The sequence below is a fragment of the Streptomyces sp. NBC_00212 genome, from assembly GCF_045206365.1.
Lineage (GTDB): Bacteria > Actinomycetota > Actinomycetes > Streptomycetales > Streptomycetaceae > Streptomyces.
Window position 1 is genome coordinate 7,066,302 of the sequence record NZ_CP108115.1, and the last position, 26,103, is coordinate 7,092,404.

The 26,103-nt window shown below is 70.9% G+C and carries 23 protein-coding genes; 19 read left to right on the plus strand and 4 right to left on the minus strand.

The window, feature by feature from the left end:
• Positions 1–30: 30 nt before the first annotated feature.
• Complete coding sequence (locus OHA17_RS32255; RefSeq protein ID WP_398882264.1) at positions 31–756, minus strand: 3'-5' exonuclease; 726 nt, start codon at positions 754–756, stop codon at positions 31–33.
• Between the two features lie 191 nt (positions 757–947).
• On the opposite strand from OHA17_RS32255, the gene OHA17_RS32260 reads away from it, so the two are divergent.
• From OHA17_RS32260 to OHA17_RS32275, 4 genes are all read left to right on the plus strand, one after another.
• Entirely contained in the window at positions 948–1,526 is a 579-nt protein-coding gene (locus OHA17_RS32260) for a DUF4365 domain-containing protein (RefSeq protein ID WP_053723617.1), read from the plus strand.
• Positions 1,526–2,719, plus strand: coding sequence for a hypothetical protein (locus OHA17_RS32265; RefSeq protein WP_398882267.1), 1,194 nt, complete (start codon positions 1,526–1,528; stop codon positions 2,717–2,719). The genes OHA17_RS32260 and OHA17_RS32265 overlap by 1 nt, the downstream gene beginning before the upstream one ends.
• Before the next feature lie 99 nt (positions 2,720–2,818).
• Positions 2,819–4,801 (plus strand): threonine--tRNA ligase, encoded by a 1,983-nt coding sequence (gene thrS / locus OHA17_RS32270; RefSeq protein ID WP_398882269.1) that lies wholly within the window; start codon positions 2,819–2,821, stop codon positions 4,799–4,801.
• Positions 4,802–4,907: 106 nt separating this feature from the next.
• On the plus strand, positions 4,908–5,468 hold the full coding sequence (locus OHA17_RS32275; protein WP_053723620.1) for an HIT domain-containing protein: 561 nt from the start codon (positions 4,908–4,910) through the stop codon (positions 5,466–5,468).
• A gap of 2 nt (positions 5,469–5,470) precedes the next feature.
• On the opposite strand, the gene OHA17_RS32280 is transcribed toward OHA17_RS32275, so the two are convergent.
• Positions 5,471–7,144 carry a hypothetical protein gene (locus tag OHA17_RS32280; protein WP_406509433.1) on the minus strand — a complete coding sequence of 558 codons (1,674 nt, stop codon included), beginning with the start codon at positions 7,142–7,144 and terminating at the stop codon, positions 5,471–5,473.
• 164 nt (positions 7,145–7,308) lie between these two features.
• Positions 7,309–9,507, minus strand: a complete 2,199-nt coding sequence (locus OHA17_RS32285) for an elongation factor G-like protein EF-G2 (protein ID WP_053723622.1) — start codon at positions 9,505–9,507, stop codon at positions 7,309–7,311.
• A gap of 272 nt (positions 9,508–9,779) precedes the next feature.
• On the opposite strand from OHA17_RS32285, the gene pgsA reads away from it, so the two are divergent.
• Genes pgsA through OHA17_RS32300 form a run of 3 tightly spaced genes read left to right on the plus strand, consistent with a single transcriptional unit; the run spans position 9,780 to position 12,486 of the window.
• Positions 9,780–10,436, plus strand: coding sequence for a phosphatidylinositol phosphate synthase (pgsA, locus tag OHA17_RS32290; protein ID WP_053723623.1), 657 nt, complete (start codon positions 9,780–9,782; stop codon positions 10,434–10,436).
• A complete protein-coding gene (locus OHA17_RS32295; RefSeq protein ID WP_406509434.1) occupies positions 10,433–11,329 on the plus strand; it encodes a phosphatidylinositol mannoside acyltransferase in 897 nt (298 codons plus the stop codon). The genes pgsA and OHA17_RS32295 overlap by 4 nt, the downstream gene beginning before the upstream one ends.
• A complete protein-coding gene (locus OHA17_RS32300) occupies positions 11,326–12,486 on the plus strand; it encodes a glycosyltransferase family 4 protein (protein ID WP_053723625.1) in 1,161 nt (386 codons plus the stop codon). Before OHA17_RS32295 ends, OHA17_RS32300 begins: the two co-directional genes overlap by 4 nt.
• A gap of 35 nt (positions 12,487–12,521) precedes the next feature.
• Here the strand turns inward: OHA17_RS32300 and OHA17_RS32305 are convergent, their stop codons facing one another.
• Positions 12,522–13,658: a hypothetical protein gene (locus OHA17_RS32305; protein ID WP_406509435.1), complete on the minus strand. Its 1,137-nt coding sequence runs from the start codon at positions 13,656–13,658 to the stop codon at positions 12,522–12,524.
• Between the two features lie 179 nt (positions 13,659–13,837).
• On the opposite strand from OHA17_RS32305, the gene OHA17_RS32310 reads away from it, so the two are divergent.
• The 12 genes from OHA17_RS32310 to OHA17_RS32365 all read left to right on the plus strand — a co-directional run bounded on the left by OHA17_RS32310 (position 13,838) and on the right by OHA17_RS32365 (position 26,091).
• Entirely contained in the window at positions 13,838–14,383 is a 546-nt protein-coding gene (locus OHA17_RS32310; protein WP_344376053.1) for a hypothetical protein, read from the plus strand.
• A 131-nt stretch (positions 14,384–14,514) separates the two neighbouring features.
• On the plus strand, positions 14,515–15,435 hold the full coding sequence (gene pdxS / locus OHA17_RS32315) for a pyridoxal 5'-phosphate synthase lyase subunit PdxS (RefSeq protein WP_053723628.1): 921 nt from the start codon (positions 14,515–14,517) through the stop codon (positions 15,433–15,435).
• A gap of 6 nt (positions 15,436–15,441) precedes the next feature.
• The gene (pdxT, locus tag OHA17_RS32320; RefSeq protein WP_053723629.1) at positions 15,442–16,026 is read left to right on the plus strand and encodes a pyridoxal 5'-phosphate synthase glutaminase subunit PdxT; all 585 of its coding nucleotides are present in this window, start codon (positions 15,442–15,444) and stop codon (positions 16,024–16,026) included.
• Positions 16,027–16,088: 62 nt separating this feature from the next.
• A complete protein-coding gene (locus OHA17_RS32325) occupies positions 16,089–16,841 on the plus strand; it encodes a YebC/PmpR family DNA-binding transcriptional regulator (RefSeq protein ID WP_398882278.1) in 753 nt (250 codons plus the stop codon).
• Between the two features lie 119 nt (positions 16,842–16,960).
• Positions 16,961–17,491 (plus strand): crossover junction endodeoxyribonuclease RuvC, encoded by a 531-nt coding sequence (gene ruvC / locus OHA17_RS32330; protein WP_398881883.1) that lies wholly within the window; start codon positions 16,961–16,963, stop codon positions 17,489–17,491.
• A complete protein-coding gene (gene ruvA / locus OHA17_RS32335) occupies positions 17,488–18,093 on the plus strand; it encodes a Holliday junction branch migration protein RuvA (protein ID WP_406509436.1) in 606 nt (201 codons plus the stop codon). Before ruvC ends, ruvA begins: the two co-directional genes overlap by 4 nt.
• A gap of 43 nt (positions 18,094–18,136) precedes the next feature.
• Complete coding sequence (gene ruvB / locus OHA17_RS32340) at positions 18,137–19,228, plus strand: Holliday junction branch migration DNA helicase RuvB (RefSeq protein WP_406509437.1); 1,092 nt, start codon at positions 18,137–18,139, stop codon at positions 19,226–19,228.
• A gap of 164 nt (positions 19,229–19,392) precedes the next feature.
• A complete protein-coding gene (gene yajC / locus OHA17_RS32345) occupies positions 19,393–19,857 on the plus strand; it encodes a preprotein translocase subunit YajC (RefSeq protein ID WP_398881877.1) in 465 nt (154 codons plus the stop codon).
• 144 nt (positions 19,858–20,001) lie between these two features.
• Entirely contained in the window at positions 20,002–21,744 is a 1,743-nt protein-coding gene (gene secD, locus OHA17_RS32350) for a protein translocase subunit SecD (protein ID WP_406509438.1), read from the plus strand.
• 1 nt (position 21,745) lies between these two features.
• Positions 21,746–22,843, plus strand: a complete 1,098-nt coding sequence (gene secF / locus OHA17_RS32355) for a protein translocase subunit SecF (protein ID WP_053723636.1) — start codon at positions 21,746–21,748, stop codon at positions 22,841–22,843.
• Positions 22,840–23,391, plus strand: coding sequence for an adenine phosphoribosyltransferase (locus OHA17_RS32360; RefSeq protein WP_406509439.1), 552 nt, complete (start codon positions 22,840–22,842; stop codon positions 23,389–23,391). Before secF ends, OHA17_RS32360 begins: the two co-directional genes overlap by 4 nt.
• Positions 23,392–23,586: 195 nt before the next feature.
• On the plus strand, positions 23,587–26,091 hold the full coding sequence (locus tag OHA17_RS32365; protein WP_406509440.1) for a RelA/SpoT family protein: 2,505 nt from the start codon (positions 23,587–23,589) through the stop codon (positions 26,089–26,091).
• Positions 26,092–26,103 lie beyond the last annotated feature (12 nt).

Below are 26,103 nucleotides of genomic sequence, written 5' to 3' on the forward strand. Positions count from 1 at the left end.
TCGACGGACCGGCCTTTTTGCTGTCGACGCTCAGGCGGCCGCCGGGAGTTCGGGCCGCAGCGGCCACGCCGTGTCCACCAGCTCCGGGGTGCCCTGCCGGGTGAACCAGGCCTGCAGGCCGCGCGCCTGGGCCGCGTGCCAGGTCGCCTGGAGCGTGTGCAACTCCGTGGGCGTCAGCCGCTCCAGGCGGGATGCGAACCTGCGCCCCACGGCCCGTACGACCTCCAGGGCGGCCAGCGCGTCGGCGGCCGCGTCGTGCGCGCCCTCCAGCGTCACGCCGTAGTGCTCGCACAGGTCGGTCAGCGTGCGGCGGCCCTTGCGGTAGCGGTCCAGGTGCTTGTCCAGGACCCGCGGATCGAGGACGCGCAGCGGGTTCTGGCCCAGGTAGTGGGACAGCGAGGCCGCGCGGTGACGCCTCAACTCCCGGTCCAGGAGCGTCAGATCGAACGGCGCGTTCATGATGACCAGCGGCCGGCCCGCCGCGCACTGCTCGGCCAGCGACTTCGCGACCTCCTCCATCACGGGGGCCGGCCAGCGCCCGTTCAGCTGGAGGTGTTCATCGGTCAGACCGTGTACGGCCGTTGCGCCCGCCGGGACGGGTATGCCCGGGTTGACCAGCCAGCGGGTCGACCGCGGCCGGGCGTCCGGGCCGTCCTGGATGACCAGTGCGGCCGAAACTATCCGGTCCCCCTCGACGTCCACCCCGGTGGTCTCGGTGTCGAACGCCGCCAGGGGACCCTCGTACCAACACGTCATGTCTACTCAACTCCTCGCGCACTCCCGGCAGATGGCGTGCATCCCCTGCCCGATTCCGTGATACCCGGGCCGTTTGCGACATACGCCGTTTGCGGGGACCCGAGTGCGGAGACAACACAGGTGACGGGACTGGAGTTTGACGGGCCGTCACGGAGAAAGTTCGGCACAGTTCCGGAAGGCATACGACAGCCATGGCGCTCGCGCAGCCCGATCCGGCCGCGCCCGGGCACGGTCTGCTGCCCGAGCGGATCGCACCGCTGCGCGGCTCGCTCGCCACCACCGCCTGCATGGAGACCCTTCAGGTGGGCTACCTGCACGCGGTGGCGGCGGCAGCGGGGTGTTCGCTGTCGCAGCCCTTTCCGGACAACGGGATCGACTGGCACGTGAGCCACAGTGCTCCCGGGCACACGGTCGACGACGAAGTGACGATCAAGGTGCAGCTCAAGTGCACCTACCAGATTCCGCCGCATCCGCCGGGCGGGGCCTTCTCCTTCACGCTGGACAACGCGCACCTGGTGAAGCTTGCCCGCACGCCCGTGTCGGTGCACAAGATCCTGGTCGTGATGCTGGTGCCGAGGAGTCAGGACGAGTGGCTGCGCGCCGGCCACGACCGCCTGGCGCTGCGGCACTGCTGCTACTGGACCAATCTGGCCGGGCACCCGGTGACCGGCCGGCGCAGGACCACGGTGCGAATACCGACCTCGCGGATCTTCGACGACCGCGCGCTCTGCGAGATCATGACGCGGGTCGGGGTGGGAGGGAGGCCCTGATGCGCTGGTCCGACGATGAGCTCGGCGGGATTCTGCCGGGTCCCGGCCAGGTCGATCCGGCGGTGCTCGGGGTGCTGCTCCACCGGCACGGCTGGCGGCGGCGCGGGGGAGCGGCGGGGCGCTACGCGCGCTGGACGCCGCCCGGCGCGATCGGCTCCGGCATGAGCCTGCTCGTCCCGGAGAGCCGGGCCTACCCCGACAGCGAGGACCTGCTCGGCGAGGCCCTGACCGCGCTCGCCCGCAGCGCCGCGCCCTCCGCACGCGAGGTGCTGGTCTCGCTCGCGGTGCCCAGCGACGAGGTGCGGTGGTGGCGCGAGGTGCCCGAGGGGCCGGCCGGCGCCGCCTCCTGGAGCGAGCAGGAACAACTGCGCGGCGCCGCCCACCGGATGCTGGTCGCGGGCGCGCTGGCGGTGCGCGGCCCCGCCGGGTACTACGGGGCCCGCCACCGCAGGCAGGCCCTCGCCTCGCTGGAGGGCGTCCTCGTCGAGCCCGGACCGGGCGGCGGGCTCACCGCGTTCGTCCCGGCGGCGTCCGGGCGGCCCGCGGTGGTCCGCCTGTACGCGGCGCTCAACGCGGTGCGGGACGCGGTCGACTACCAGCGCACCACGGGCGGCATGGAGGCCTTCGACGCGGCCGTACGGGCGGGCGTCAGCAGAGAGCTGACCGAGTCCGTGGTCGCCCTGGTGCGCGGCACCGAAGGCGTCCGGGTCGCCCTCGAATGGGCCCCGGCGGCCGGGGTGCCCGCCGGGTGCGCGGCCCGGCCCGAACCCGTCGACTTCTCGCCCGGCGACCTGCCCGCGCTGCGTGCGGCCGGCGCCCGCTACCTGACCGACGAGCCGTCCCTGCCGGTGCGGATCACCGGCGCCGTGGTGCGGCTGCGCCGCTCGGGACCGCGCGGCTCCGGCGTCGTACGGCTGAGAGTGCTTGCCGGGGCGGAGGTGCCGCACGTGCGCATGGAGCTGGACGAGGAGGCGTACCGCATCGCCGGGCACGCGCATCTGGTCGGGCTGCCGATCCGGGTCGTGGGGCGCCTGGAGAGCCGGGGCGGATTCCGCAGGCTCTCCGCCGCCCGCGAGGTGACCCCGGTGCAGGTGGACGACGCCGAGCGGGACCGTCTGATGAAGTCCCTCCAGGAGAACCTCGACTTCTTCGAGGAGGCCTGCGGGGCGGATGCCGACCCGGCGGCCGACTGAGCGGGCCCCGTATCCGTTTCGCGGCTCACCCCACCGGCTCGGTAGGATCGTCTCGCGTACGCGGCACGCTGCGCGCCCCCCTACGGCAGGAGAAGTCCGGTGTCAGACGTCCGTGTGATCATCCAACGCGATTCCGAGCGGGAAGAGCGCGTGGTGACGACGGGCACTACGGCCGCCGAGCTCTTCGCCGGTGAGCGCACCATCGTCGCGGCCCGCGTGGCCGGCGAGCTGAAGGACCTCGCGTACGAGGTGAAGGACGGCGAGGAGGTCGAGCCCGTCGAGATCTCCTCCGAGGACGGTCTCAACATCCTGCGCCACTCCACCGCGCACGTCATGGCCCAGGCCGTGCAGGAGCTCCACCCCGAGGCCAAGCTGGGCATCGGCCCGCCGGTCCGGGACGGTTTCTACTACGACTTCGACGTCGAGAAGCCGTTCACGCCCGAGGACCTCAAGGCCATCGAGAAGAAGATGCAGGAGATCCAGAAGCGCGGCCAGCGCTTCTCCCGCCGCGTCACCACCGATGAGGCCGCCCGCGTCGAGCTCGCCGACGAGCCGTACAAGCTGGAGCTCATCGGCCTGAAGGGCAACGCCGCACAGGCCGCCGACGGCGCGGACGCGGAGGTCGGCTCCGGCGAGCTGACCATCTACGACAACCTCGACGCCAAGACCGGCGAGCTGTGCTGGAAGGACCTGTGCCGCGGTCCGCACCTGCCGACCACCCGGAACATCCCGGCGTTCAAGCTGATGCGCTCGGGCGGCGCGTACTGGCGCGGCAGCGAGAAGAACCCGATGCTGCAGCGCATCTACGGCACCGCCTGGCCGACCAAGGACGAGCTCAAGGCGCACCTGGAGTTCCTCGCCGAGGCCGAGAAGCGCGACCACCGCAAGCTCGGTGCCGAGCTCGACCTGTTCTCCATCCCGGAGGAGCTGGGCTCCGGCCTCGCGGTCTTCCACCCCAAGGGCGGCATCGTCCGGCGGGAGATGGAGGCGTACTCGCGCCAGAAGCACGAGGACGCGGACTACGAGTTCGTGAACACCCCGCACATCTCCAAGGAAGAGCTCTTCGTCACCTCGGGGCACCTGCCGCACTACGGCGACGGCATGTTCCCGCCGGTGGAGTTCGACGGGCAGAACTACCGCCTCAAGGCGATGAACTGCCCGATGCACAACCTGATCTTCAAGGCGCGCGGCCGCTCCTACCGTGAACTGCCGCTGCGGCTCTTCGAGTTCGGCACGGTGTACCGCTACGAGAAGTCGGGTGTGGTGCACGGTCTGACCCGTGCGCGCGGCTTCACCCAGGACGACTCGCACATCTACTGCACCAAGGAGCAGATGCCGCAGGAGCTCGACTCGCTCCTGACCTTCGTGCTCGACCTGCTGCGCGACTACGGCTTGGACGACTTCGAGCTGGAGCTGTCCACCCGCGACCCGGAGTCGGACAAGTTCATCGGCTCCGACGAGGCCTGGGAGGAGGCCACCGAGGCGCTGCGGCAGGCGGCCGAGAAGCAGGGCCTCCCGCTGGTCCCGGACCCGGGTGGCGCGGCGTTCTACGGGCCGAAGATCTCGGTGCAGGCCAAGGACGCGATCGGGCGGTCCTGGCAGATGTCGACCATCCAGGTCGACTTCAACCAGCCCGAGCGGTTCGGCCTGGAGTACACCGCGAACGACGGCACCAAGCAGCAGCCGGTCATGATCCACCGCGCCCTGTTCGGCTCCATCGAGCGCTTCTTCGCGGTGCTCCTGGAGCACTACGCGGGCGCGTTCCCCGCCTGGCTCGCCCCCGTCCAGGCGGTCGGCATCCCGATCGGCGACGCCCACATCCCGTACCTCCAGGAGTTCGCCGCCGAGGCGAAGAAGAAGGGGCTGCGGGTCGAGGTGGACGCGTCCTCGGACCGGATGCAGAAGAAGATCCGCAACCAGCAGAAGCAGAAGGTCCCGTTCATGATCATTGTCGGTGACGACGACATGAACGCGGGCACCGTCTCCTTCCGCTACCGCGACGGCTCGCAGGAGAACGGCATTCCGCGGGACGAAGCCATCGCGAAGATCGAGAAGGTCGTGGCGGAGCGGACCCAGGTCTGACGTCCTGCCGTACGCCGTGAGGGCCCCCGGGAAGCTCGCCTTCCCGGGGGCCCTCACGCGTTCTGCCACCGGCCACCCGGGCGACGCCCCGGAGCGCCGAAGTCATATGCTGCACACCATGACGACTGAGCCGGAGCAGCAGATCGGAGTGGGGACGCAGGACGCGTTCCAGCGCCTGTGGACGCCCCACCGGATGGCGTACATCCAGGGCGAGAACAAGCCGACGGGGCCGGGGTCCGGCGACGGGTGTCCGTTCTGCTCGATCCCGGCGAAGTCGGACGAGGACGGGCTGATCATCAAGCGCGGCGAGCACGTGTACGCGGTGCTCAACCTCTACCCGTACAACGGCGGGCACCTCATGGTGGTGCCCTACCGTCACGTCGCCGACTACACGGAGCTGGACGCGGCCGAGACGCTTGAGCTCGCCGAGCTCACCAAGCGGGCGATGGCCGCGCTGCGCACCGCGTCGGGGGCGCACGGGTTCAACATCGGCATGAACCAGGGCACGGTGGCCGGTGCCGGGATCGCCGCCCATCTGCACCAGCACATCGTGCCGCGCTGGGGCGGCGACACCAACTTCATGCCGGTCGTCGGCCACACCAAGGTGCTGCCCCAACTCCTCGCGGACACCCGCAAGATGCTGGCCGACGCCTGGCCGCAGGACTAGTCCTACGCGTCGTACAGGTCCGCCTTCCTCGGTGCCGGGTCCTGGACCATGCCACTGAGGATCATCGAGCGGTTGGTGAAGCGGTCGGTGTTCACTCCGTGCTCGTCGAGCACCTTCATGGCGGCGGAGTGCACCACCCGCAGCACGGGGGTGGCGGCCCGCATCGCGTCGTCGGCCATGAAGCGGTGCCGCCAGGGCTTGTCGGCCCAGGCGTGCCGAAGGCCGAACGGCTCCGGCAGCGCTATCTTGCCGCCCAGGTGGTCGAGCAGCGGCGGGTACCAGGTCAGCGGGGCCCGCGCGGCCAGGCGCACCACCTCGGTGGCGTCGACCAGGGGCAGCGCGATCGTCTTCTTCTCCCAGAACCGGAAGGTCTTGTCGACCTCCTTGGTCTTGGGCGCCGGCTTGGTGGTGAACAGGGCGTGCACCGGGCCCAGCGCGTGCCCGGTCACCTCGATCCGCAGCGTCTCGTGCAGCACGGTGACGGTGACCATCATGGTGATGACCAACTGGCCGTCCCAGAGCGTGAACTGGACGCCTAGGTAGTGCCGGTTGCCGCTGGAGAACTGCTGCTCGTTGCAGATCCGCTGGATCTCGTGGGCGCGCACCTGGAAGTTGTCGATGTCCTGGCCGCTGGGCCGGGACACCTCCTTGGCGCCCTCGCCGATCGGCGAGACCACCCAGTTCTTGATGGACGGGGTGGGGAAGCCGCCGGTGTGCAGGGGGCCGCGCTCCAGGAGCTGGAGGCGGTCCTGGATGGCCCGTATGACGTCCCAGCTGCGGAAGCCGTGGATCTCCTTGCCGGCTTCCTTGGGCTCCAGTTCCTCGGCGAGCTGCCAGCTGCCCCAGCGGGTGCCCATGCCCAGTATTCCCTTGGGCCCCGCGTAGAAGACGATGTTGCTCTGGTCCTCGGCGGCCAGCTTGACCAGGGACTGGCGCAACTGTTCCGCGGAGCCCGCCGCCGAGCTCTTGGGCACCGCTTCGGGGATCTTGGCGCCGATGCCGCCGCCGCCCAGCAGGCTGTCCCAGCGCGAGCGCAGGTCCCGCGCGGTCTTCTCGCAGATGAGCTTCGCCCAGTACCAGCCGACGATCGGGGCCACGATCATCGCGCGCAGGTACAGCGCGAGGAAGCCGTTGAAGGGCAGCTTGATCAGGAAGATCAGGGCGAGGATCCCGGCCGCCGCGAGCAGGATGCTGCCGAGCGCGCCGGCCCGCCGGTCCTTGGCGCCGGCCAGGGTGCGGCGCAGCTGGAAGAGGCCGAGCCAGAGCAGCAGGCCGGGCAGGAAGAGCAGCCCGAACACGACCATGACCAGGGTGAGTTTGGTGTCGCGCTCCTTGCGGATGCGGATCGAGGCCAGGCAGTGCTCGACGATGGTCCCGGGCTCGGTGCCGAACGACTGGATGATGCCCTTGCGGGTGGCGCCGAGCATCCGGGACTGCACGGCCCGCGAGAACGCCTCGCCGAGGTTGGGCTCGAAGAGCGACAGCTTGCCCTTCTTCACCTCGGACTCGTGCCATTCGCTGTTGGCCTTGAGTATGTCCTCGACCGGGCCGTCCCGGTACGCGGCCGAGGCGAGCGCCTGGGTCGCGGCCGTCTGGCCCGCGGAGCCCTGGAGCGGCACCTGTGGCCTGGGCAAGAAGTCGAAGAATGGCTCTTCCGTCGTCACTGCCGCCCCCATCGCCGCACACCGTCGCTCCGCGACCCGTTCCCGACTGCCGCACCCCGCACACCTGCTGAGCTGGGACCACAGCGTATCGGGGTCACAGGCTGCCCGTCAGGGGACGTCGGAATGCCGCCCGCCGCAAGGAGATTGCGGTGGGCGGCATTCTGATGACCTGTCAACTATCGCCCTTCTTCTGCCTGTTCGCGAATTTTGTCGGCGAGCTGGGGCGGCATCGGCTCGTGCCGCGCGTAGCTGCGGCTGAACCGTCCGGTGCCGTGGGACAGTGACCTCAGATCGAGCGCGTACCGGCCGATCTCGATCTCCGGGATCTCGGCGCGCACCAGCGTGCGGCCCGGGCCGGCCTGTTCGGTGCCGACCACCCGGCCCCGGCGCCCGGACAGGTCGCTCATCACCGGGCCCACGTAGTCGTCGGCGACCAGGACCTGGACCTCGGCGACCGGTTCGAGCAGATGGATACGGGCCTCGGCGGCCGCCTCCCGCAGGGCTAGCGCGCCCGCGGTCTGGAACGCCGCGTCGGAGGAGTCCACCGAGTGCGCCTTGCCGTCCAGGAGCGTGATGCGCACGTCCACGAGCGGATACCCGGCGGCCACGCCCTTCGCGGCCTGGGCCCGTACGCCCTTCTCGACGGACGGGATGAACTGGCGCGGGACCGACCCGCCGACCACCTTGTCCACGAACTCGATGCCGCTGCCCGGCGGCAGCGGCTCCACGTCGATCTCGCAGATCGCGAACTGCCCGTGCCCGCCGGACTGCTTGACGTGCCGGCCGCGCCCCGCCGCCTTCGCGCCGAAGGTCTCGCGCAGCGACACCTTGTGCGGCACGACGTCGACCTGGACGCCGTACCGGCTGCGCAGCCGCTCCAGGGCGACCTCCTTGTGGGCCTCGCCCAGGCACCACAGGACCAGCTGGTGGGTGTGCGGGTTCTGTTCGAGGCGCATCGTCGGGTCCTCCGCGACCAGGCGCGAGAGCCCCTGCGAGAGCTTGTCCTCGTCGGCCTTGCTGTGTGCCTCGATGGCCAGCGGGAGGAGCGGGTCGGGCATGTCCCAGGGCGCCATCAGGAGCGGGTCCTCCTTGGCGGACAGGGTGTCGCCGGTCTCGGCCCGGGACAGTTTGGCCACGCACGCGAGGTCGCCCGCGACGCACTTGGTGAGCGTGCGCTGCTGCTTGCCGAACGGCGAGGACAGCGCGCCGATCCGCTCGTCGACGTCGTGGTCTTCGTGGCCGCGGTCCTCCATGCCGTGGCCGGACACGTGCACCGTCTCGTCGGGGCGCAGGGTGCCGGAGAAGACCCGCACCAGGCTGATCCGGCCCACGTACGGGTCGGAGGAGGTCTTGATCACCTCGGCCACCAGTGGGCCCTCGACCGTGCACGAGGGGGTCGGCCGGGGCCCGCCCTGCGGGGTCGTGATCTCGGGCGCCGTCCGCTCCAGGGGGGAGGGGAAGCCGCCGGTGACGAGTTCGAGGAGTTCGATCGTGCCGAGGCCCTGCTTGGCGCCCTCGGCGGCCGGCGCCGCGGCCAGGACCGGGTGGAAGGTGCCGCGCGCCACCGCCCGTTCCAGGTCCGCCACCAACGTCTTGAAATCGATGTCCTCGCCGCCGAGGTAGCGGTCCATGAGGGTCTCGTCCTCGCTCTCCGCGATGATCCCCTCGATGAGCCGGTTGCGGGCCTCCTCGATCAGCGGGAGCAGGTCGGCGTCCGGCTGGGTCTCCTTGCGCTCGCCGGACTCGTAGTCGAAGACCCGCTGCGAGAGCAGCCCGGTCAGGCCGGTCACCGGCGCGTGCCCGTCGGGTCCGGCCGCGCCGTGCACCGGGAGGTACAGCGGGAGCACAGCGTCGGGGTCGTCGCCGCCGAAGGCCTCGGCGCAGATCGTCGTCATCGCGTCGAAGTCGGCACGGGCCGCCTCCAGGTGCGTGATCACGATCGCCCGCGGCATCCCGACGGCCGCGCACTCGTCCCAGACCATCCGCGTCGAGCCGTCCACCCCGTCCGCGGCCGAGACGACGAAAAGGGCCGCGTCCGCCGCTCGCAGACCGGCCCTGAGTTCCCCGACGAAGTCGGCGTATCCGGGGGTGTCCAAGATATTGATCTTGAAACCACCCCATTCGACCGGAACCAGCGACAGCTGTACGGAGCGCTGCTGCCGGTGCTCGATCTCGTCGTAGTCGGAGACGGTGCCGCCGTCCTCGACCCTGCCCGCCCGGTTGACGGCCCCGGCCGCCAGCGCGAGCGCTTCCACCAAGGTGGTTTTCCCGGATCCGCTGTGGCCGACCAGCACCACGTTCCGTACGGATGAGGGGTGGTCGGCCGCTGTAGCCCTGCCGGCGGCCCCGGGGTGTGCGTTTGCCTTGTCGCCCATGTCCGTTCCTCCCGGTTTCGTGCGCGGTGAGGTGGTGAGGGGGCGCGGACACGCGGACTCCGCGTGCGGAGGCGGCATCTGCGACGCCCGCGGTAATTCGAGCTTTCCACTCCGGTCACTGTGCGTCCATACGTCGTACGCGACCGCACGCGGACAGTGGCCCGCCGGTCACGCGGCGGGTGCCCGGCGGTGCGGCCGCGCAGTCGTGGCTACGATGGGTCGGCCGGTGGCCAGCAGGGGCCGCGCGGCCACACCGACCCCTCGGGAAGGCCATGCTGAACAAGTACGCGCGTGCATTCTTCACGCGTGTCCTCACGCCGTTCGCCGCATTTCTGCTCCGTCGCGGAGTCAGCCCCGACGCGGTGACCCTCATCGGCACGGCCGGAGTGATGGCGGGTGCGCTGGTCTTCTTCCCCCGTGGAGAGTTCTTCTGGGGCACCATCGTCATCACCCTCTTCGTCTTCTCCGACCTGGTCGACGGCAACATGGCCCGCCAGGCCGGGATCTCCAGCCGCTGGGGCGCCTTCCTCGACTCGACCCTCGACCGGGTCGCCGACGGCGCGATCTTCGGCGGCTTCGCCCTCTGGTACGCCGGGCAGGGCGACGACAACGCGCTGTGCGCGGTCGCCATCTTCTGCCTGGCCAGCGGCCAGGTGGTCTCGTACACCAAGGCGCGCGGCGAGGCGATCGGGCTGCCGGTCGCGGTCAACGGCCTGGTGGAGCGCGCCGAACGGCTCGTGATCTCACTGGTGGCCGCGGGCCTGGCCGGACTGCACAAGTTCGGTGTACCGGGCATCCAGGTGCTGCTCCCCATCGCGCTGTGGATCGTGGCCGTCGGCAGTCTCGTCACGCTGATCCAGCGCGTGGTGACGGTCCGTCGGGAGTCCGCCGAGGCCGACGCGCGGGCGGCCGGTGAGGCGGGCGCATGAAGGACAGGCTGACCGACGCGCTGTACGGCCTTGGCTGGGCCACCGTCAAGAAGCTGCCGGAGCCCGTCGCGAACGGGCTCGGCCGGCGCATCGCGGACCAGGTGTGGAAGCGGCGCGGCAAGAGCGTGCTGCGCCTCGAATCCAACCTGGCGCGGGTCGTGCCCGACGCCACCCCGGAACGGCTCGCGGCCCTCTCGCAGGCGGGCATGCGCTCCTACATGCGGTACTGGATGGAGTCCTTCCGGCTGCCGTCGTGGAGCAAGGACCGGATGGCGAACGGCTTCGTGCCCGAGGACGTCCACCATCTGACGGACGCCCTCGCCTCCGGGCGCGGCGTCGTCCTCGCCCTGCCCCACATGGGCAACTACGACCTCGCGGGCGCCTGGGTCACCACCAAGCTGGCCACCCCGTTCACCACGGTCGCCGAGCGCCTCAAGCCCGAGACGCTGTACGACCGCTTCGTCGCCTACCGCGAGAGCCTCGGCATGGAGGTCCTGCCGCACGTAGGCGGCTCCGCCTTCGGGACGCTGGCCCGACGGCTGCGCGCGGGCGGCCTGGTCTGTCTGGTCGCCGACCGCGACCTGTCGGCGTCCGGAGTCGAGGTCAAGTTCTTCGGCGAGCAGACCCGGATGCCCGCGGGACCGGCCATGCTGGCCCAGCAGACCGGCGCGCTGCTCCTCCCGGTGACGCTCTGGTACGACGACTCGCCCATCATGAAGGGCCGGGTCCACCCGCCCATCGAGGTGCCCGAGACAGGTGACCGGGCCTCCAAGACGTCCTTGATGACACAGACGCTGGCGGACGCCTTCGCCACCGGAATCGCCGACCACCCGGAGGACTGGCACATGCTGCAACGGCTGTGGCTCGCGGACCTGGAGGAGCGACGGCCGTGAAGATCGGCATCGTCTGCCCGTACTCGTGGGACGTCCCCGGCGGCGTCCAGTTCCACATCCGGGACCTGGCCGAGCACCTGATCCGCCTCGGCCACGAGGTCTCGGTCCTCGCCCCCGCCGACGACGAGACCCCGCTGCCGCCCTACGTCGTCTCGGCGGGCCGGGCCGTCCCGGTCCCGTACAACGGCTCGGTGGCGCGGCTCAACTTCGGGTTCCTGTCGGCCGCGCGGGTGCGGCGCTGGCTGCACGACGGCACGTTCGACGTCATCCACATCCACGAGCCGGCCTCGCCCTCGCTCGGCCTGCTCTCGTGCTGGGCGGCGCAGGGCCCCATCGTGGCGACCTTCCACACCTCCAACCCCCGCTCCCGCGCGATGATCGCGGCGTACCCGATCCTCCAGCCCGCCCTGGAGAAGATCAGCGCGCGCATCGCGGTCAGCGAGTACGCGCGGCGCACCCTGGTCGAACACCTCGGCGGCGACGCGGTGGTGATCCCCAACGGCGTCGACGTCGACTTCTTCGCGAGGGCCGAGCCGAAGAAGGAGTGGCAGGGGCAGACCCTCGGCTTCATAGGGCGCATCGACGAGCCCCGCAAGGGCTTGCCGGTCCTCATGAAGGCGCTCCCCAAGATCCTCGCGGAGCGCCCGGAGACCCGGCTGCTCGTCGCGGGCCGGGGCGACGAGGAGGAGGCAGTGGCCTCCCTGCCGGCCGAGATGCGCTCGCGGGTTGAGTTCCTCGGCATGGTCAGCGACGAGGACAAGGCGCGGCTGCTGCGCAGCGTGGACGTGTACGTCGCGCCCAACACCGGCGGCGAGAGCTTCGGGATCATCCTGGTGGAGGCGCTGTCGGCGGGCGCCGCGGTCCTCGCCAGCGACCTGGACGCCTTCGCGCAGGTCCTGGACCAGGGCGCGGCGGGCGACCTCTTCGCCAACGAGGACGCCGACGCGCTCGCCTCGGCGGCCGTACGCCTGCTCGCCGACCCGGCCCGCCGCGCGGGCCTGAGCGAACGCGGCTCGGCGCACGTGCGGCGCTTCGACTGGGCGACGGTCGGCGCGGACATCCTCGCGGTGTACGAGACGGTGACGCACGGGGCGGCGGCGGTGGCCACGGACGAACGCACCGGATTCCGGGCGCGGTTCGGGCTGGCCAGGGACTGACTCCGGCCCCGGCCGGGCTCGGCGGAGGCCGCCGCTCAGGCCGGGGTCAGCAGCGGCCACACATCGGCTGCGGCCGTGGCGCCCCACACCGGGTCGCCGTGGCCGTAACCCGCCACCACGCGGAAGCCGACCCGGCCGTTGCCGCCGGCCCGGATCAGCTCCGCGCCCCGGGGGTGGTCGCCCCGGCCGAGCTCCATGTTCACCCAGACCACCTCGGCCCGGATCCCCGCCCAGTCGATGGCGTACCCCGTCCCGTCGGCGGCCCAGACCGACATCAGGTCGCGCAGCAGCGCGTTCGGCACGAGCCCGCTGCCCAGCGCGGCGGTCGTCTCGGCCCACACCTGCAGCGGGGTGCGGCCGAGCGCGAACCGGTCCTCGGCCGGGGCCGCCCCGAACCCGTACGTCCCGGCGCTGAAGCCCTGCCGGTAGATCCAGTTGGTGAGCCCCGGCAGCGAAGCGGTGCGGATCAGCGCGAAGTGCGCGAGCCCCGCGTTGGTGAACCGGGCCGCCGGATCGACCGGCCACGGTGCCGCGCTCGCCCCGCCGGGATCGGCCACGGCCCGCGCCAACAGCCCTTTCAAGCCAGGGTCGTTGACGTACATGCCCTGGTCGATGAGCCTCTGGAGCGCGGTGCGTGACCGTGCCGCCCGTACCGCGAGACCGCCGGTGTACGGGCCCGTCGTGTCGAGGGCGACCACCCGGCGCAGCCCGTGCGAGGTGTCCTTGGACGCCAGGTCCAGGGCGAGCACCGCCCCGGCCGAATGGCCCACGAACTGGTGGGGGAGCGGCAGCACCCCGGTCACGGCGTCGATGACCGACCGGGCGTCGCGGGCGTGCGCGGCCAGGCCCCAGTCGGCCGTGATGTCGGCGGCGGAGGCCAGGTCCTCGCGCGGGCTGATCCCTACCACCAATTGGCCCGCACCGCGTAGGTGGTGGGCGAGATTGCGGGCGCGCGGCGTGAAGAAGTTCGCGGCGAAGCCGAGGCCGCCGCCGGGCAGCAGGAAGGCGATGCCGGTCGGCGCCCGCCGGGTGTCGGCCACCACGTCCACGCCGAGCGGCACGCCCCGGCCGGGGACCGTGAACCGGGAGTGCGCCCAGCCGTCCCCGGCCTCGACCCGCGTGTCCCGGCCGCCGAGCACCTCGGCGATCCGCCGCGCCGCGTCCCTCGGCACCGCCGCTCCGGCCGTGCCCCTGGTCGCCAACCGGCCTGCGCCCACAGTCCGTTCCCCCTGTCCGTCCGATCCGCCCGCGTCAAGGGACCCAGCCTTCCCTACGGCACCGCGCGTTCCAAGAGCGGGCTCGTCCCATGGGCGGGCCGGCCGTACCCGGCGCCCCGGTAGCCTTGCGGCCCGTGACCGTAACCCTCATCTGGATCGTCGTCGCCCTCGTCGCGATCGGCCTCTATCTCAGCTGGACCGCCGGCCGGCTCGACCGGCTGCACGCCCGCATCGACGCGGCCCGCGCCGCCCTGGACGCCCAACTGCTCCGCCGCGCCTCGGTCACCCAGGAACTGGCCACCAGCGGGGTGCTCGACCCGGCCGCCTCGATCGTCCTGTACGAGGCCGCGCACGCGGCCCGCCAAGCGGAGGAGGAGCACCGGGAGGTCGCCGAGAGCGAGCTCAGCCAGGCGCTGCGGGCGGTCTTCGGGGAGCCGGCGCAGGTGGAGGCCGTACGGGAGGCGCCCGGGGGCGTGGAAGCCGCCGAGGAGCTGGCGCAGGCGGTGCGCAGGGTGCCGATGGCGCGGCGCTTCCACAACGACGCCGTGCGGGCCGCGAGGGCGCTGCGCAGGCACCGTACGGTGCGCTGGTTCCGCCTGGCGGGCCACGCGCCGTTCCCGCTGGCCTTCGAGATGGACGACGAGCCGCCGACGGCCCTGGCCGACCGCCCGGGAACGTGATCTCGTAGCCACTGGGGGTGGCTGACCGGCGAAAACGATCCACCGGGTACACATTGGCCCTTGATGTGGACTGCTCCGCCAGGGTTCTCTCGGGGCAGCAGAATCCCTTCTTCACTCAGTGAGGTCGCTCCGTGTCCAGCACGCCTTCCAGCACCCCCCAGTCCGACAGCCCCGCCATCGGCACCGCCCGCGTCAAGCGCGGCATGGCCGAGCAGCTCAAGGGCGGCGTGATCATGGATGTGGTCAACGCCGAGCAGGCGAAGATCGCCGAGGACGCGGGCGCCGTCGCCGTCATGGCCCTGGAGCGGGTGCCGGCCGACATCCGCAAGGACGGCGGCGTGGCCCGGATGTCCGACCCGAACATGATCGAGGAGATCATCGGCGCGGTCTCCATCCCGGTGATGGCCAAGTCCCGCATCGGCCACTTCGTCGAGGCCCAGGTCCTGCAGTCGCTCGGCGTCGACTACATCGACGAGTCCGAGGTCCTCACCCCGGCCGACGAGGTCAACCACAGCGACAAGTTCGCCTTCACGACCCCGTTCGTGTGTGGCGCCACCAACCTGGGCGAGGCGCTGCGCCGCATCGCCGAGGGCGCGGCCATGATCCGCTCCAAGGGCGAGGCCGGCACCGGCAACGTCGTCGAGGCCGTCCGCCACCTGCGCCAGATCAAGAACGAGATCGCCAAACTGCGCGGCTTCGACAACAACGAGCTGTACGCCGCCGCCAAGGAGCTGCGCGCCCCGTACGAGCTGGTCAAGGAAGTCTCCGAGCTCGGCAAGCTCCCCGTCGTGCTGTTCTCCGCCGGTGGCGTGGCCACCCCCGCCGACGCCGCGCTGATGCGCCAGCTCGGCGCCGAGGGCGTCTTCGTCGGCTCCGGCATCTTCAAGTCGGGCGACCCGGCCAAGCGCGCCGCCGCCATCGTGAAGGCCACCACCTTCTTCGACGACCCGAAGATCATCGCGGACGCCTCCCGCAACCTGGGCGAGGCCATGGTCGGCATCAACTGCGACACCCTGCCCGAGACCGAGCGCTACGCCAACCGCGGCTGGTAGTCACTCATGCACACCCCCGTGATTGGTGTCCTGGCCCTCCAGGGCGACGTACGGGAGCACCTCATCGCCCTGGCCGCGGCGGACGCCGTGGCCAGGCCGGTCAGGCGCCCCGAGGAGCTCGCCGAGGTGGACGGCCTGGTCATACCCGGCGGCGAGTCCACCACCATCTCCAAGCTGGCCGCGCTGTTCGGCATGCTGGAGCCGCTGCGCGAGCGGGTCCGCGCGGGCCTGCCCGTGTACGGCACGTGCGCCGGGCTGATCATGCTCGCCGACAAGATCCTCGACCCGCGTTCGGGCCAGGAGACCATCGGCGGCATCGAGATGATCGTCCGCCGCAACGCCTTCGGCCGCCAGAACGAGTCGTTCGAGGCGACCGTGGAGGTTTCCGGCGTGGGTCCCGTGGAAGGCGTGTTCATCCGCGCGCCCTGGGTCGAGTCCGTCGGCGCCGAGACCGAGGTGCTCGCCGAGCACGGCGGCCACATCGTCGCCGTGCGCCAAGGCAACGCCCTCGCGACCTCGTTCCACCCCGAGCTGACCGGCGACCACCGCATGCACGCGCTGTTCGTGGACATGGTGCGCGCCGCACGGTGACGAGGTCCCGGTAGGATCTCTGCCGAACGACGCAGAATGGGTTACGCGAAGGAGACAGGCAGATGTCCGGCCACTCTAAATGGGCTACGACGAAGCACAAGAAGGCCGTGATCGATGCCAAGCGCGGCAAGCTCTTCGCGAAGCTGATCAAGAACATCGAGGTCGCCGCCCGCACCGGCGGCGCCGACATCGACGGCAACCCGACGCTCTTCGACGCCGTGCAGAAGGCCAAGAAGCAGTCGGTGCCCAACAAGAACATCGACTCCGCGCTCAAGCGCGGTGCCGGTCTTGAGGCGGGCGGTGCCGACTACGAGACGATCATGTACGAGGGTTACGGCCCGAACGGTGTCGCGGTGCTCATCGAGTGCCTCACCGACAACCGCAACCGTGCCGCATCCGACGTACGTGTCGCGATGACCCGCAACGGCGGCTCCATGGCCGACCCGGGCTCGGTCTCGTACTTGTTCAACCGCAAGGGCGTCGTCGTCCTGCCCAAGGGCGAGCTCTCGGAGGACGACGTCCTGGAGACGGTTCTGGAAGCGGGCGCCGAGGAGGTCAACGACCTCGGTGACTCCTTCGAGATCATCTCCGAGGCCACCGACATGGTCGCGGTCCGCACCGCGCTCCAGGCGGCCGGCATCGACTACGACTCGGCCGAGGCCAACTTCGTACCGACCATGCAGGTCGAGCTCGACGAAGAGGGCGCGCGGAAGATCTTCAAGCTGATCGACGCGCTGGAGGACAGCGACGACGTGCAGAACGTCTTCGCCAACTTCGATGTCTCCGACGAGGTCATGGAGAAGGTCGACGCGTAACGCTGCCGCGGATTGAGCGGTTCCGGCGGGCCGATGGGACACGTCCCATCGGCCCGCCGCCGTTGTCAGTGGCAGCGGATAGCCTGGCAGCAAGTCAAAGATCACCGAGGGGAGGGGCCGTGCGCGTACTGGGGGTGGACCCCGGCCTGACGCGGTGTGGCGTCGGCGTGGTCGAGGGGGTCGCGGGCCGGTCCCTGACGATGCTGGGCGTCGGTGTCGTACGGACGCCCGCGGACGCCGAGTTGGGCCACCGCCTCGTCGCCATCGAGCGCGGCATCGAGGAGTGGCTCGATGCCCACCGGCCCGAAGTCGTCGCCGTGGAGCGGGTGTTCAGCCAGCACAACGTGCGCACCGTGATGGGCACCGCCCAGGCCAGCGCGGTCGCCATGCTGTGCGCGTCCCGGCGCGGCATCCCCGTCGCCCTGCACACCCCCAGCGAGGTCAAGGCCGCCGTCACCGGCAGCGGCCGGGCCGACAAGGCGCAGGTCGGCGCCATGGTGACGCGGCTGCTCCGGCTCGACGCCCCGCCCAAACCGGCCGACGCGGCCGACGCGCTCGCCCTCGCCATCTGCCACATCTGGCGCGCCCCCGCGCTCAACCGGCTCCAACAGGCCCACGCCCAGCACTCCGTACGGAAGGTCACCCGATGATCGCCTTCGTCAGCGGCCCGGTCGCCGCCCTCGCTCCCGACACCGCGGTGGTCGAGGTCGGCGGCATCGGCATGGCCCTCCAGTGCACGCCCAACACGCTGGCCGAACTGCGCATCGGCCAGCACGCCAAACTCGCCACGTCGCTGGTCGTACGGGAGGACTCGCTCACCCTGTACGGCTTCGCGGACGACGACGAGAAGCAGGTCTTCGAGCTGCTCCAGACCGCCAACGGGGTGGGCCCCCGGCTCGCCCAGGCAGTCCTTTCCGTGCACACCCCGGACGCGCTGCGCCGCGCGTTCGCCACCGGTGACGAGAAGGCGCTCACCGCGGTGCCCGGCATCGGCAAGAAGGGCGCCCAGAAGCTCCTCATCGAGCTGAAGGACCGGCTCGGAGCGCCCGTCGGCAACGCCCCGGCGGTCGGAGCACCGGTCACCTCGGGCTGGCGCGACCAACTGCACGCGGCCCTCATCGGCCTCGGCTACGCGACCCGGGAGGCCGACGAGGCGGTCACGGCCGTGGCCCCGCAGGCCGAGGCCTCCGACAAGCCGAACATCGGCGCGCTCCTGAAGGCCGCCCTCCAGACCTTGAACCGCGCCCGCTGAGCCCGCGCACCACCCATCGCGACCACGATCCGAGGCACACGTCATGAACTGGGAAGACAGCTCCGACACGGCGGATCTGTCCGCGACGGCCGGGGACCGCCTCGTCGGGTCCGACGCCGACGGAGAGGACACCGCCGTCGAGGCCGCCCTGCGCCCCAAGGACCTGGACGAGTTCGTCGGCCAGGAGAAGGTCCGCGAGCAGCTCGACCTGGTCCTGCGCGCGGCCCGCGCCCGCGGCGCCACCGCCGACCACGTGCTCCTTTCCGGCGCCCCCGGCCTCGGCAAGACCACCCTCTCGATGATCATCGCGGCCGAGATGGGCGCCCCGATCCGCATCACCAGCGGCCCCGCCATCCAGCACGCGGGCGACCTCGCCGCGATCCTCTCCTCCCTCCAGGAGGGCGAGGTCCTCTTCCTCGACGAGATCCACCGGATGTCGCGGCCGGCCGAGGAAATGCTCTACATGGCGATGGAGGACTTCCGGGTCGACGTCATCGTCGGCAAGGGCCCCGGCGCCACCGCCATCCCGCTGGAGCTGCCGCCCTTCACCCTGGTCGGCGCCACCACCAGGGCAGGCCTGCTGCCGCCCCCGCTGCGCGACCGCTTCGGCTTCACCGGGCACATGGAGTTCTACGAGCCCTCCGAGCTGGAGCGGGTCATCCACCGCTCGGCCCGGCTGCTCGACGTGGAGATCGACACCGCGGGCGCCGCGGAGATCGCGGGCCGCTCCCGCGGCACCCCGCGCATCGCCAATCGGCTGCTGCGCCGGGTGCGCGACTACGCCCAGGTCAAGGCGGACGGCGTCATCACCCCCGAGATCGCCTCGGTCGCGCTCGGGGTGTACGAGGTTGACGCCCGCGGTCTGGACCGCCTGGACCGGGCCGTCCTCCAGGCCCTCCTGAAGCTGTTCGGCGGGGGCCCGGTGGGCCTGTCCACGCTGGCGGTCGCGGTGGGCGAGGAGCGCGAAACGGTGGAGGAGGTGGCCGAGCCGTTCCTGGTCCGTGAGGGTCTGCTGGCCCGTACTCCGCGGGGCCGGGTGGCCACACCCGCCGCCTGGGCCCACCTCGGTCTCGTACCGCCGCAGCAGGGCGGTGGCGCGGCAGGAAGCGGACAACAGGGTCTCTTCGGGGCGTGACGGCGCGGAGGGTCGCACCCCGAGGAACCCCGGTGGGATGCTGGGCGTTGTTCCATCTGTGCGGACTCGCTTAGACTCCGCCGATGCCGCCCTTCCCGGCCGGCGTACCCACCCCCAGATCAGGCCGCGCCCCAGGCGTGGTCATGCGAAGGAAGTTCCGTCCCGTGAGCCCTATCACTCTCCTCCCCTTCATTGTGCTTATCGGGGCCATGTTCCTGATGACCCGGTCCGCCAAGAAGAAGCAGCAGGCGGCCGCTGCCATGCGCAATGAGATGCAGCCCGGCACCGGTGTCCGCACGATCGGGGGCATGTACGCCACCGTCAAGGAGATCGGCGACGAGACGGTCCTCCTGGAGGTGGCTCCCGGCGTCCACGCCGTCTACGCCAAGAACGCCATCGGCGCGGTCCTGGACGACGCGGAGTACAACCGCATCGTGCACGGCGACACCGAAGAGGAGCTCCCGGCGGTGCCGGACGACGCCTCTTCGCTGACCGAGGCCGCCGAGGCCGACGCCGAGGACAGCAAGGACGCCAAGATCGACCTGGGCAAGAAGGACGAGGCGGAGGACGCCGCCGAGCTCAAGGACGGCAAGGACGGCAAGGCCGACGGCGGGGCCGACGCGAAGTAGTCACGCACCGGGACCGCACGGCGCCCGACCGGCGCGGGCGGTCCCCGGAGCGCGCCGACTTCCGCGGGGGACGTCCCCACAACACTTCGTGGCCGCCCACGCGCATACCCGGCGCAGGGTGGTTGGACAGGGAGAAACGACAAGGTGGCAGCACCGAACAAGGGCCGCAGGCCGGCGGCGGGGGGACAGAGCAAGCCGGGCCGCGCCCTGGCCCTGATCCTCATCGCCATGGTCGCGCTCGTCGGTGGGATGTTCATTTCCCACCACACCACTCCGAGGCTGGGCATCGACCTCGCGGGCGGTACGAGCATCACGCTCAAGGCCAAGGCCGAGCCCGGCCAGGAATCGGCGATCAACAAGAACAACATGAACACAGCGGTTTCGATCATGAACCGTCGTGTGAATGGTCTTGGTGTGACCGAGGCCGAGGTCCAGACCCAGGGCAGCGACAACATCATTGTCAACATCCCCAAGGGCACGAACTCGGAGCAGGCCCGTCAGCAGGTCGGCCAGACCGCCAAGCTGTACTTCCGGCCGGTCCTGACCGCCCAGCCGACGGCCGCGGTGCCCAACCCGAGCGCTTCCCCGAGCGCCTCGACCAGCGGCAAGCCGACCCCCTCGGGCACCCCGAGCGCCTCCGGCAAGGGCACGCCCAGCGCGGGCAAGCCGAGCGGCACCCCCCAGGGCCGCGCGCTCTCCGACGCGCTGAAGGCCTCGCCCACGCCCGGCGCGAGCAAGCCGGGCAGCCCCGCGCCGAACCCGTCGGCCCCCGCGGGTGACGCGACCGCCGCCCAGCTCCAGGCCAAGTTCGCAGCGCTCGACTGCTCCACCAAGGAAGCCCGCTCCAAGGCCGGCGAGGGCGCCAAGTCCTCCGAGCCGACCGTGGCGTGCGACAAGGACGGCGCGGAGAAGTTCATCCTCGGCCCGGCCGAGGTCGACGGCACGGACGTCTCCAAGGCGCAGGCCGTGATCAACCAGCAGAACGGTCAGTGGATCGTTCAGATGGACTTCACGGGCGGCGGCTCGAAGAAGTTCGCGGCGATCACCGGCAAGCTGTCCCAGCAGCAGTACCCGAACAACCGCTTCGCGATCGCCCTGGACAACCAGGTCGTCTCGGCCCCCACCGTGAGCTCCACGCTCAGCGGCTCCGCCGAGATCTCCGGCAACTTCAACCAGTCGAGCGCCCAGGACCTGGCGAACGTGCTGTCCTACGGCGCGCTGCCGCTCTCCTTCCAGGAGCAGAGCGTCACCACCGTGACCGCGGCCCTCGGCGCCGACCAGCTGCACGCCGGCCTGATCGCGGGTGCCATCGGCCTCGCGCTGGTCATCATCTACCTGGTGGCCTACTACCGCGGCCTCGCGCTGATCGCCATCCTCAGCCTCGTCGTCTCGGCGATCCTGACGTACGCGATCATGACGCTGCTCGGCCCGGGCATCGGCTTCGCGCTGAACCTGCCCGCGGTCTGCGGCGCCATCGTCGCCATCGGCATCACCGCGGACTCGTTCATCGTCTACTTCGAACGCATCCGTGACGAGATCCGTGAGGGCCGCACCCTGCGTCCCGCCGTCGAGCGCGCCTGGCCGCGCGCGCGGCGCACCATCCTGGTCTCCGACTTCGTGTCCTTCCTCGCCGCCGCGGTGCTGTTCATCGTGACCGTCGGCAAGGTCCAGGGCTTCGCGTTCACGCTGGGTCTGACCACCCTGCTCGACGTGGTCGTGGTGTTCCTGTTCACCAAGCCGGTGATGACGCTCCTGGCCCGCAAGAAGTTCTTCGCGAGCGGCCACCCGTGGTCCGGTCTGGACCCGAAGCGGCTCGGCGCCAAGCCGCCGCTGCGCCGCACCCGCCGCACCACCTCCGCCCCCGTCGACAACCCGAAGGAGGCGTGAGATGTCGAAGCTCGGCACTCTCGGCGCCAGGCTGTACCGCGGTGAGGTCGGTTACGACTTCGTCGGCAAGCGGAAGATCTGGTACGGCATCTCGATCCTGATCACCATCACGGCCATCGTCGGCCTGGCGGTACGGGGTCTGACGATGGGCATCGAATTCGAGGGCGGCGCGGTCTTCACCACCCCGAAGACCTCCATCTCGGCCCCGCAGGCCGAGAAGGACGCCGAGGCCGCGTCCGGCCACGACGCGATCGCCCAGAAGCTCGGCGACGGCACGATCCGCATCACCATCGGCGGGGTCGACACGGCCAAGTCCGACCAGATCAAGACCCAGCTCGCCAAGGACCTCAAGGTCGAGGCGAACAACATCAACGCCGACCTGGTCGGCCCCAGTTGGGGCCAGACGATCGCCAACAAGGCCTGGACGGGCCTGATCATCTTCATGATCCTCGTGGTGATCTACCTGGCCATCGCCTTCGAGTGGCGGATGGCGGTCGCGGCCCTCGTCGCCCTGATCCACGACCTCACGATCACGGTCGGGATCTACGCGCTGGTCGGCTTCGAGGTCACCCCCGGCACCGTGATCGGTCTGCTCACGATCCTCGGTTACTCCCTCTACGACACCGTCGTCGTCTTCGACGGACTCAAGGAGGGCCAGAAGGGGATCACCAAGCAGACCCGGGTCACCTACAGCGAGATGGCGAACAAGAGCCTCAACGGCACCCTGGTCCGCTCCATCAACACCACGGTCGTGGCGCTGCTCCCGGTGGCGGGCCTGCTGTTCATCGGTGGCGGCGTCCTCGGCGCCGGCATGCTGAACGACATCTCCCTCTCGCTGTTCGTCGGCCTCGCGGCCGGTGCGTACTCCTCGATCTTCATCGCCACTCCGCTGGTCGCCGACCTGAAGGAGACCATGCCGGAGATGAAGGCCCTCAAGAAGCGGGTGCTCGCCAAGCGCGCTGCGGCCGCCGCCAAGGGCGAGAGCGCGGAGCCCGAGGATGTGGCGCCGTTCGACGACGAGGACGACGACGCCGAGACGGCCGGTGCGGTCGTCGGCCAGCGCCGCCAGCCCACCCGCAACAACCGGAAGCGCCGATGACCGGCGTGTCCACCGAGACCGTGGGGCTGCTGCTCAGCCGCATCCGTGACGTGCCGGACTATCCGAAGCCGGGCGTGATGTTCAAGGACATCACCCCGCTGCTCGCGGACCCGGAGGCGTTCACGGCCCTCACCGACGCGCTCGCCGCGCTGTGCGTCCAGCACGGCGCGACGAAGATCGTCGGCCTGGAGGCGCGCGGCTTCATCCTGGCGGCCCCCGTCTCGGTCCGTGCCGGGATCGGCTTCATCCCCGTACGCAAGGCGGGCAAGCTCCCCGGAGCGACGCTCAAGCAGGCGTACGAGCTGGAGTACGGCACCGCGGAGATCGAGGTGCACGCCGAGGACCTCAGCGCGGGCGACCGCGTCATGGTCATCGACGACGTGCTCGCCACCGGCGGCACGGCCGAGGCCTCGCTGGAGCTGATCCGCCGGGCCGGAGCCGAGGTCGCGGGTGTCGCGGTCCTGATGGAGCTCAGCTTCCTCAGCGGCCGCGAGCGCCTGGAGGGCGCCCTGCGCGGCGCCCCGCTGGACGCCCTGATCACGGTCTGAGCAGGCCGCAGAACACCGCCAGGCGGGCCCGGAGGAATCCGGTGCCCGCCTCCGGTGTTTCTCCAGGCAGAGCCGTCACACCGGCCGAGGGCGAGCGGAGGCTCTTGGCTCGATACCATGGGTACTTCCGGGCCTGACCGGGGGACCCGGACCCTCCCCCAGACTCCGTCCGGGGGGACCCCCAGAGGAGCGCTTTTGCCAGACGAGGCCCAGCCACTCTCCGCCGCGCAGCCCGACCAGCAGGCCACACAGCCCGCGGCGGCCCCGGCCACGCCCTCCGAGCCCGCGGCGAAGCCGAAGCCCGCGGCGCCCGAGGGTGCGCCGGCCAAGGCACCGGCCGAAACCCCCGCTCCGGCGCCGGTCGCCAAGCCCGTGGTGCCGGCCGGCTCCGTGTCGCGCTCCGGCGGCGGCTCCTCCAACCGGGTGCGCGCCCGCCTCGCCCGGCTGGGCGTACAGCGCTCGTCCGCGTACAACCCGGTGCTCGAACCGCTGCTGCGGATAGTGCGCAGCAACGACCCCAAGATCGAGACGGCGACGCTGCGCCAGGTCGAGCGCGCCTACCAGGTCGCCGAGCGCTGGCACCGCGGCCAGAAGCGCAAGAGCGGCGACCCGTACATCACGCACCCCCTCGCGGTGACGACGATCCTCGCCGAGCTCGGCATGGATCCGGCCACCCTGATGGCGGGCCTGCTGCACGACACCGTCGAGGACACCGAGTACGGCCTGGACACCCTGCGCCGCGACTTCGGCGACCAGGTGGCGCTGCTCGTCGACGGCGTCACCAAGCTCGACCGGGTGCAGTTCGGCGACGCCGCGCAGGCCGAGACCGTACGCAAGATGGTCGTCGCCATGGCCAAGGACCCCCGCGTCCTGGTCATCAAGCTCGCCGACCGCCTGCACAACATGCGCACCATGCGGTACCTCAAGCGCGAGAAGCAGGAGAAGAAGGCGCGCGAGACCCTGGAGATCTACGCGCCGCTCGCCCACCGCCTGGGCATGAACACGATCAAGTGGGAGCTGGAGGACCTCGCGTTCGCGATCCTCTACCCCAAGATGTACGACGAGATCGTGCGCCTCGTCGCCGAGCGCGCCCCCAAGCGCGACGAGTACCTCGCCATAGTGACCGACGAGGTCCAGTCCGACCTGCGCGCGGCCCGCATCAAGGCGACCGTCACCGGCCGCCCGAAGCACTACTACTCCGTCTACCAGAAGATGATCGTCCGCGGCCGTGACTTCGCGGAGATCTACGACCTGGTGGGCATTCGGGTACTCGTCGACACGGTCCGCGACTGCTACGCGGCCCTCGGCACCGTGCACGCGCGATGGAATCCGGTCCCCGGCCGGTTCAAGGACTACATCGCGATGCCCAAGTTCAACATGTACCAGTCGCTGCACACGACGGTGATCGGCCCCAACGGCAAGCCCGTTGAGCTCCAGATCCGCACGTTCGACATGCACCGCCGCGCCGAGTACGGCATCGCCGCGCACTGGAAGTACAAGCAGGAGGCCGTCGCCGGCGCCTCCAAGGTGCGCACCGACGTGCCGCGCAAGACCGGCAAGGACGACCACCTCAACGACATGGCGTGGCTGCGCCAGCTGCTCGACTGGCAGAAGGAGACCGAGGACCCCAGCGAGTTCCTGGAGTCGCTCCGCTTCGACCTGTCGCGCAACGAGGTCTTCGTCTTCACGCCCAAGGGCGACGTCATCGCGCTCCCGGCGGGCTCCACCCCGGTCGACTTCTCGTACGCGGTGCACACCGAGGTCGGTCACCGCACCATAGGAGCACGCGTCAACGGACGCCTGGTCCCGCTCGAATCGACCCTGGACAACGGCGACTTGGTGGAGGTCTTCACCTCCAAGGCGGCCGGGGCGGGTCCCTCGCGGGACTGGCTCGGCTTCGTCAAGTCGCCGCGCGCCCGCAACAAGATCCGTGGCTGGTTCTCCAAGGAGCGCCGCGACGAGGCGATCGAGCAGGGCAAGGACGCCATCGCGCGCGCCATGCGCAAGCAGAACCTGCCGATCCAGCGGATCCTGACCGGCGACTCGCTGGTCACCCTCGCCCACGAGATGCGCTACCCCGACATCTCCTCGCTGTACGCGGCGATCGGCGAGGGCCATGTGGCCGCCCAGGGCGTCGTCCAGAAGCTGGTGCAGGCGCTCGGCGGCGAGGAGGCCGCCAACGAGGACATCGCCGAGTCGGCGCCGCCCTCGCGGGGCCGCAGCAAGCGCCGCAAGAACGCGGATCCGGGCGTGGTCGTCAAGGGCGTCGACGACGTCTGGGTCAAGCTGGCCCGCTGTTGTACGCCCGTCCCCGGCGACCCCATCATCGGCTTCGTCACCCGTGGCAGCGGCGTCTCGGTGCACCGGGCGGACTGCGTGAACGTGGACTCGCTGTCCCAGCAGCCCGAGCGGATCCTCGAAGTGGAGTGGGCGCCGACCCAGTCCTCGGTCTTCCTGGTCGCCATCCAGGTCGAGGCCCTGGACCGCTCGCGCCTGCTGTCGGACGTCACCCGTGTCCTGTCCGACCAGCACGTCAACATCCTCTCGGCCGCCGTACAGACCTCCCGCGACCGAGTCGCCACCTCGCGCTTCACCTTCGAGATGGGCGACCCCAAGCACCTCGGTCACGTACTGAAGGCGGTCCGGGGAGTCGAGGGCGTGTACGACGTGTACCGCGTGACGTCGGCGCGCCGGCCGTAGGACACGACGAAG

Bases quoted from the DNA above. Each gene is read 5' to 3' on its own strand.
- OHA17_RS32255 (WP_398882264.1), bottom strand. From the start codon at position 756: ATGACGTGTTGGTACGAGGGTCCCCTGGCGGCGTTCGACACCGAGACC.
- OHA17_RS32260 (WP_053723617.1), top strand. From the start codon at position 948: ATGGCGCTCGCGCAGCCCGATCCGGCCGCGCCCGGGCACGGTCTGCTG.
- OHA17_RS32265 (WP_398882267.1), top strand. From the start codon at position 1,526: ATGCGCTGGTCCGACGATGAGCTCGGCGGGATTCTGCCGGGTCCCGGC.
- OHA17_RS32275 (WP_053723620.1), top strand. From the start codon at position 4,908: ATGCTGCACACCATGACGACTGAGCCGGAGCAGCAGATCGGAGTGGGG.
- OHA17_RS32280 (WP_406509433.1), bottom strand. From the start codon at position 7,144: ATGGGGGCGGCAGTGACGACGGAAGAGCCATTCTTCGACTTCTTGCCC.
- OHA17_RS32285 (WP_053723622.1), bottom strand. From the start codon at position 9,507: ATGGGCGACAAGGCAAACGCACACCCCGGGGCCGCCGGCAGGGCTACA.
- pgsA (WP_053723623.1), top strand. From the start codon at position 9,780: ATGCTGAACAAGTACGCGCGTGCATTCTTCACGCGTGTCCTCACGCCG.
- OHA17_RS32295 (WP_406509434.1), top strand. From the start codon at position 10,433: ATGAAGGACAGGCTGACCGACGCGCTGTACGGCCTTGGCTGGGCCACC.
- pdxT (WP_053723629.1), top strand. From the start codon at position 15,442: ATGCACACCCCCGTGATTGGTGTCCTGGCCCTCCAGGGCGACGTACGG.
- OHA17_RS32325 (WP_398882278.1), top strand. From the start codon at position 16,089: ATGTCCGGCCACTCTAAATGGGCTACGACGAAGCACAAGAAGGCCGTG.
- ruvA (WP_406509436.1), top strand. From the start codon at position 17,488: ATGATCGCCTTCGTCAGCGGCCCGGTCGCCGCCCTCGCTCCCGACACC.
- ruvB (WP_406509437.1), top strand. From the start codon at position 18,137: ATGAACTGGGAAGACAGCTCCGACACGGCGGATCTGTCCGCGACGGCC.
- secF (WP_053723636.1), top strand. From the start codon at position 21,746: ATGTCGAAGCTCGGCACTCTCGGCGCCAGGCTGTACCGCGGTGAGGTC.
- OHA17_RS32360 (WP_406509439.1), top strand. From the start codon at position 22,840: ATGACCGGCGTGTCCACCGAGACCGTGGGGCTGCTGCTCAGCCGCATC.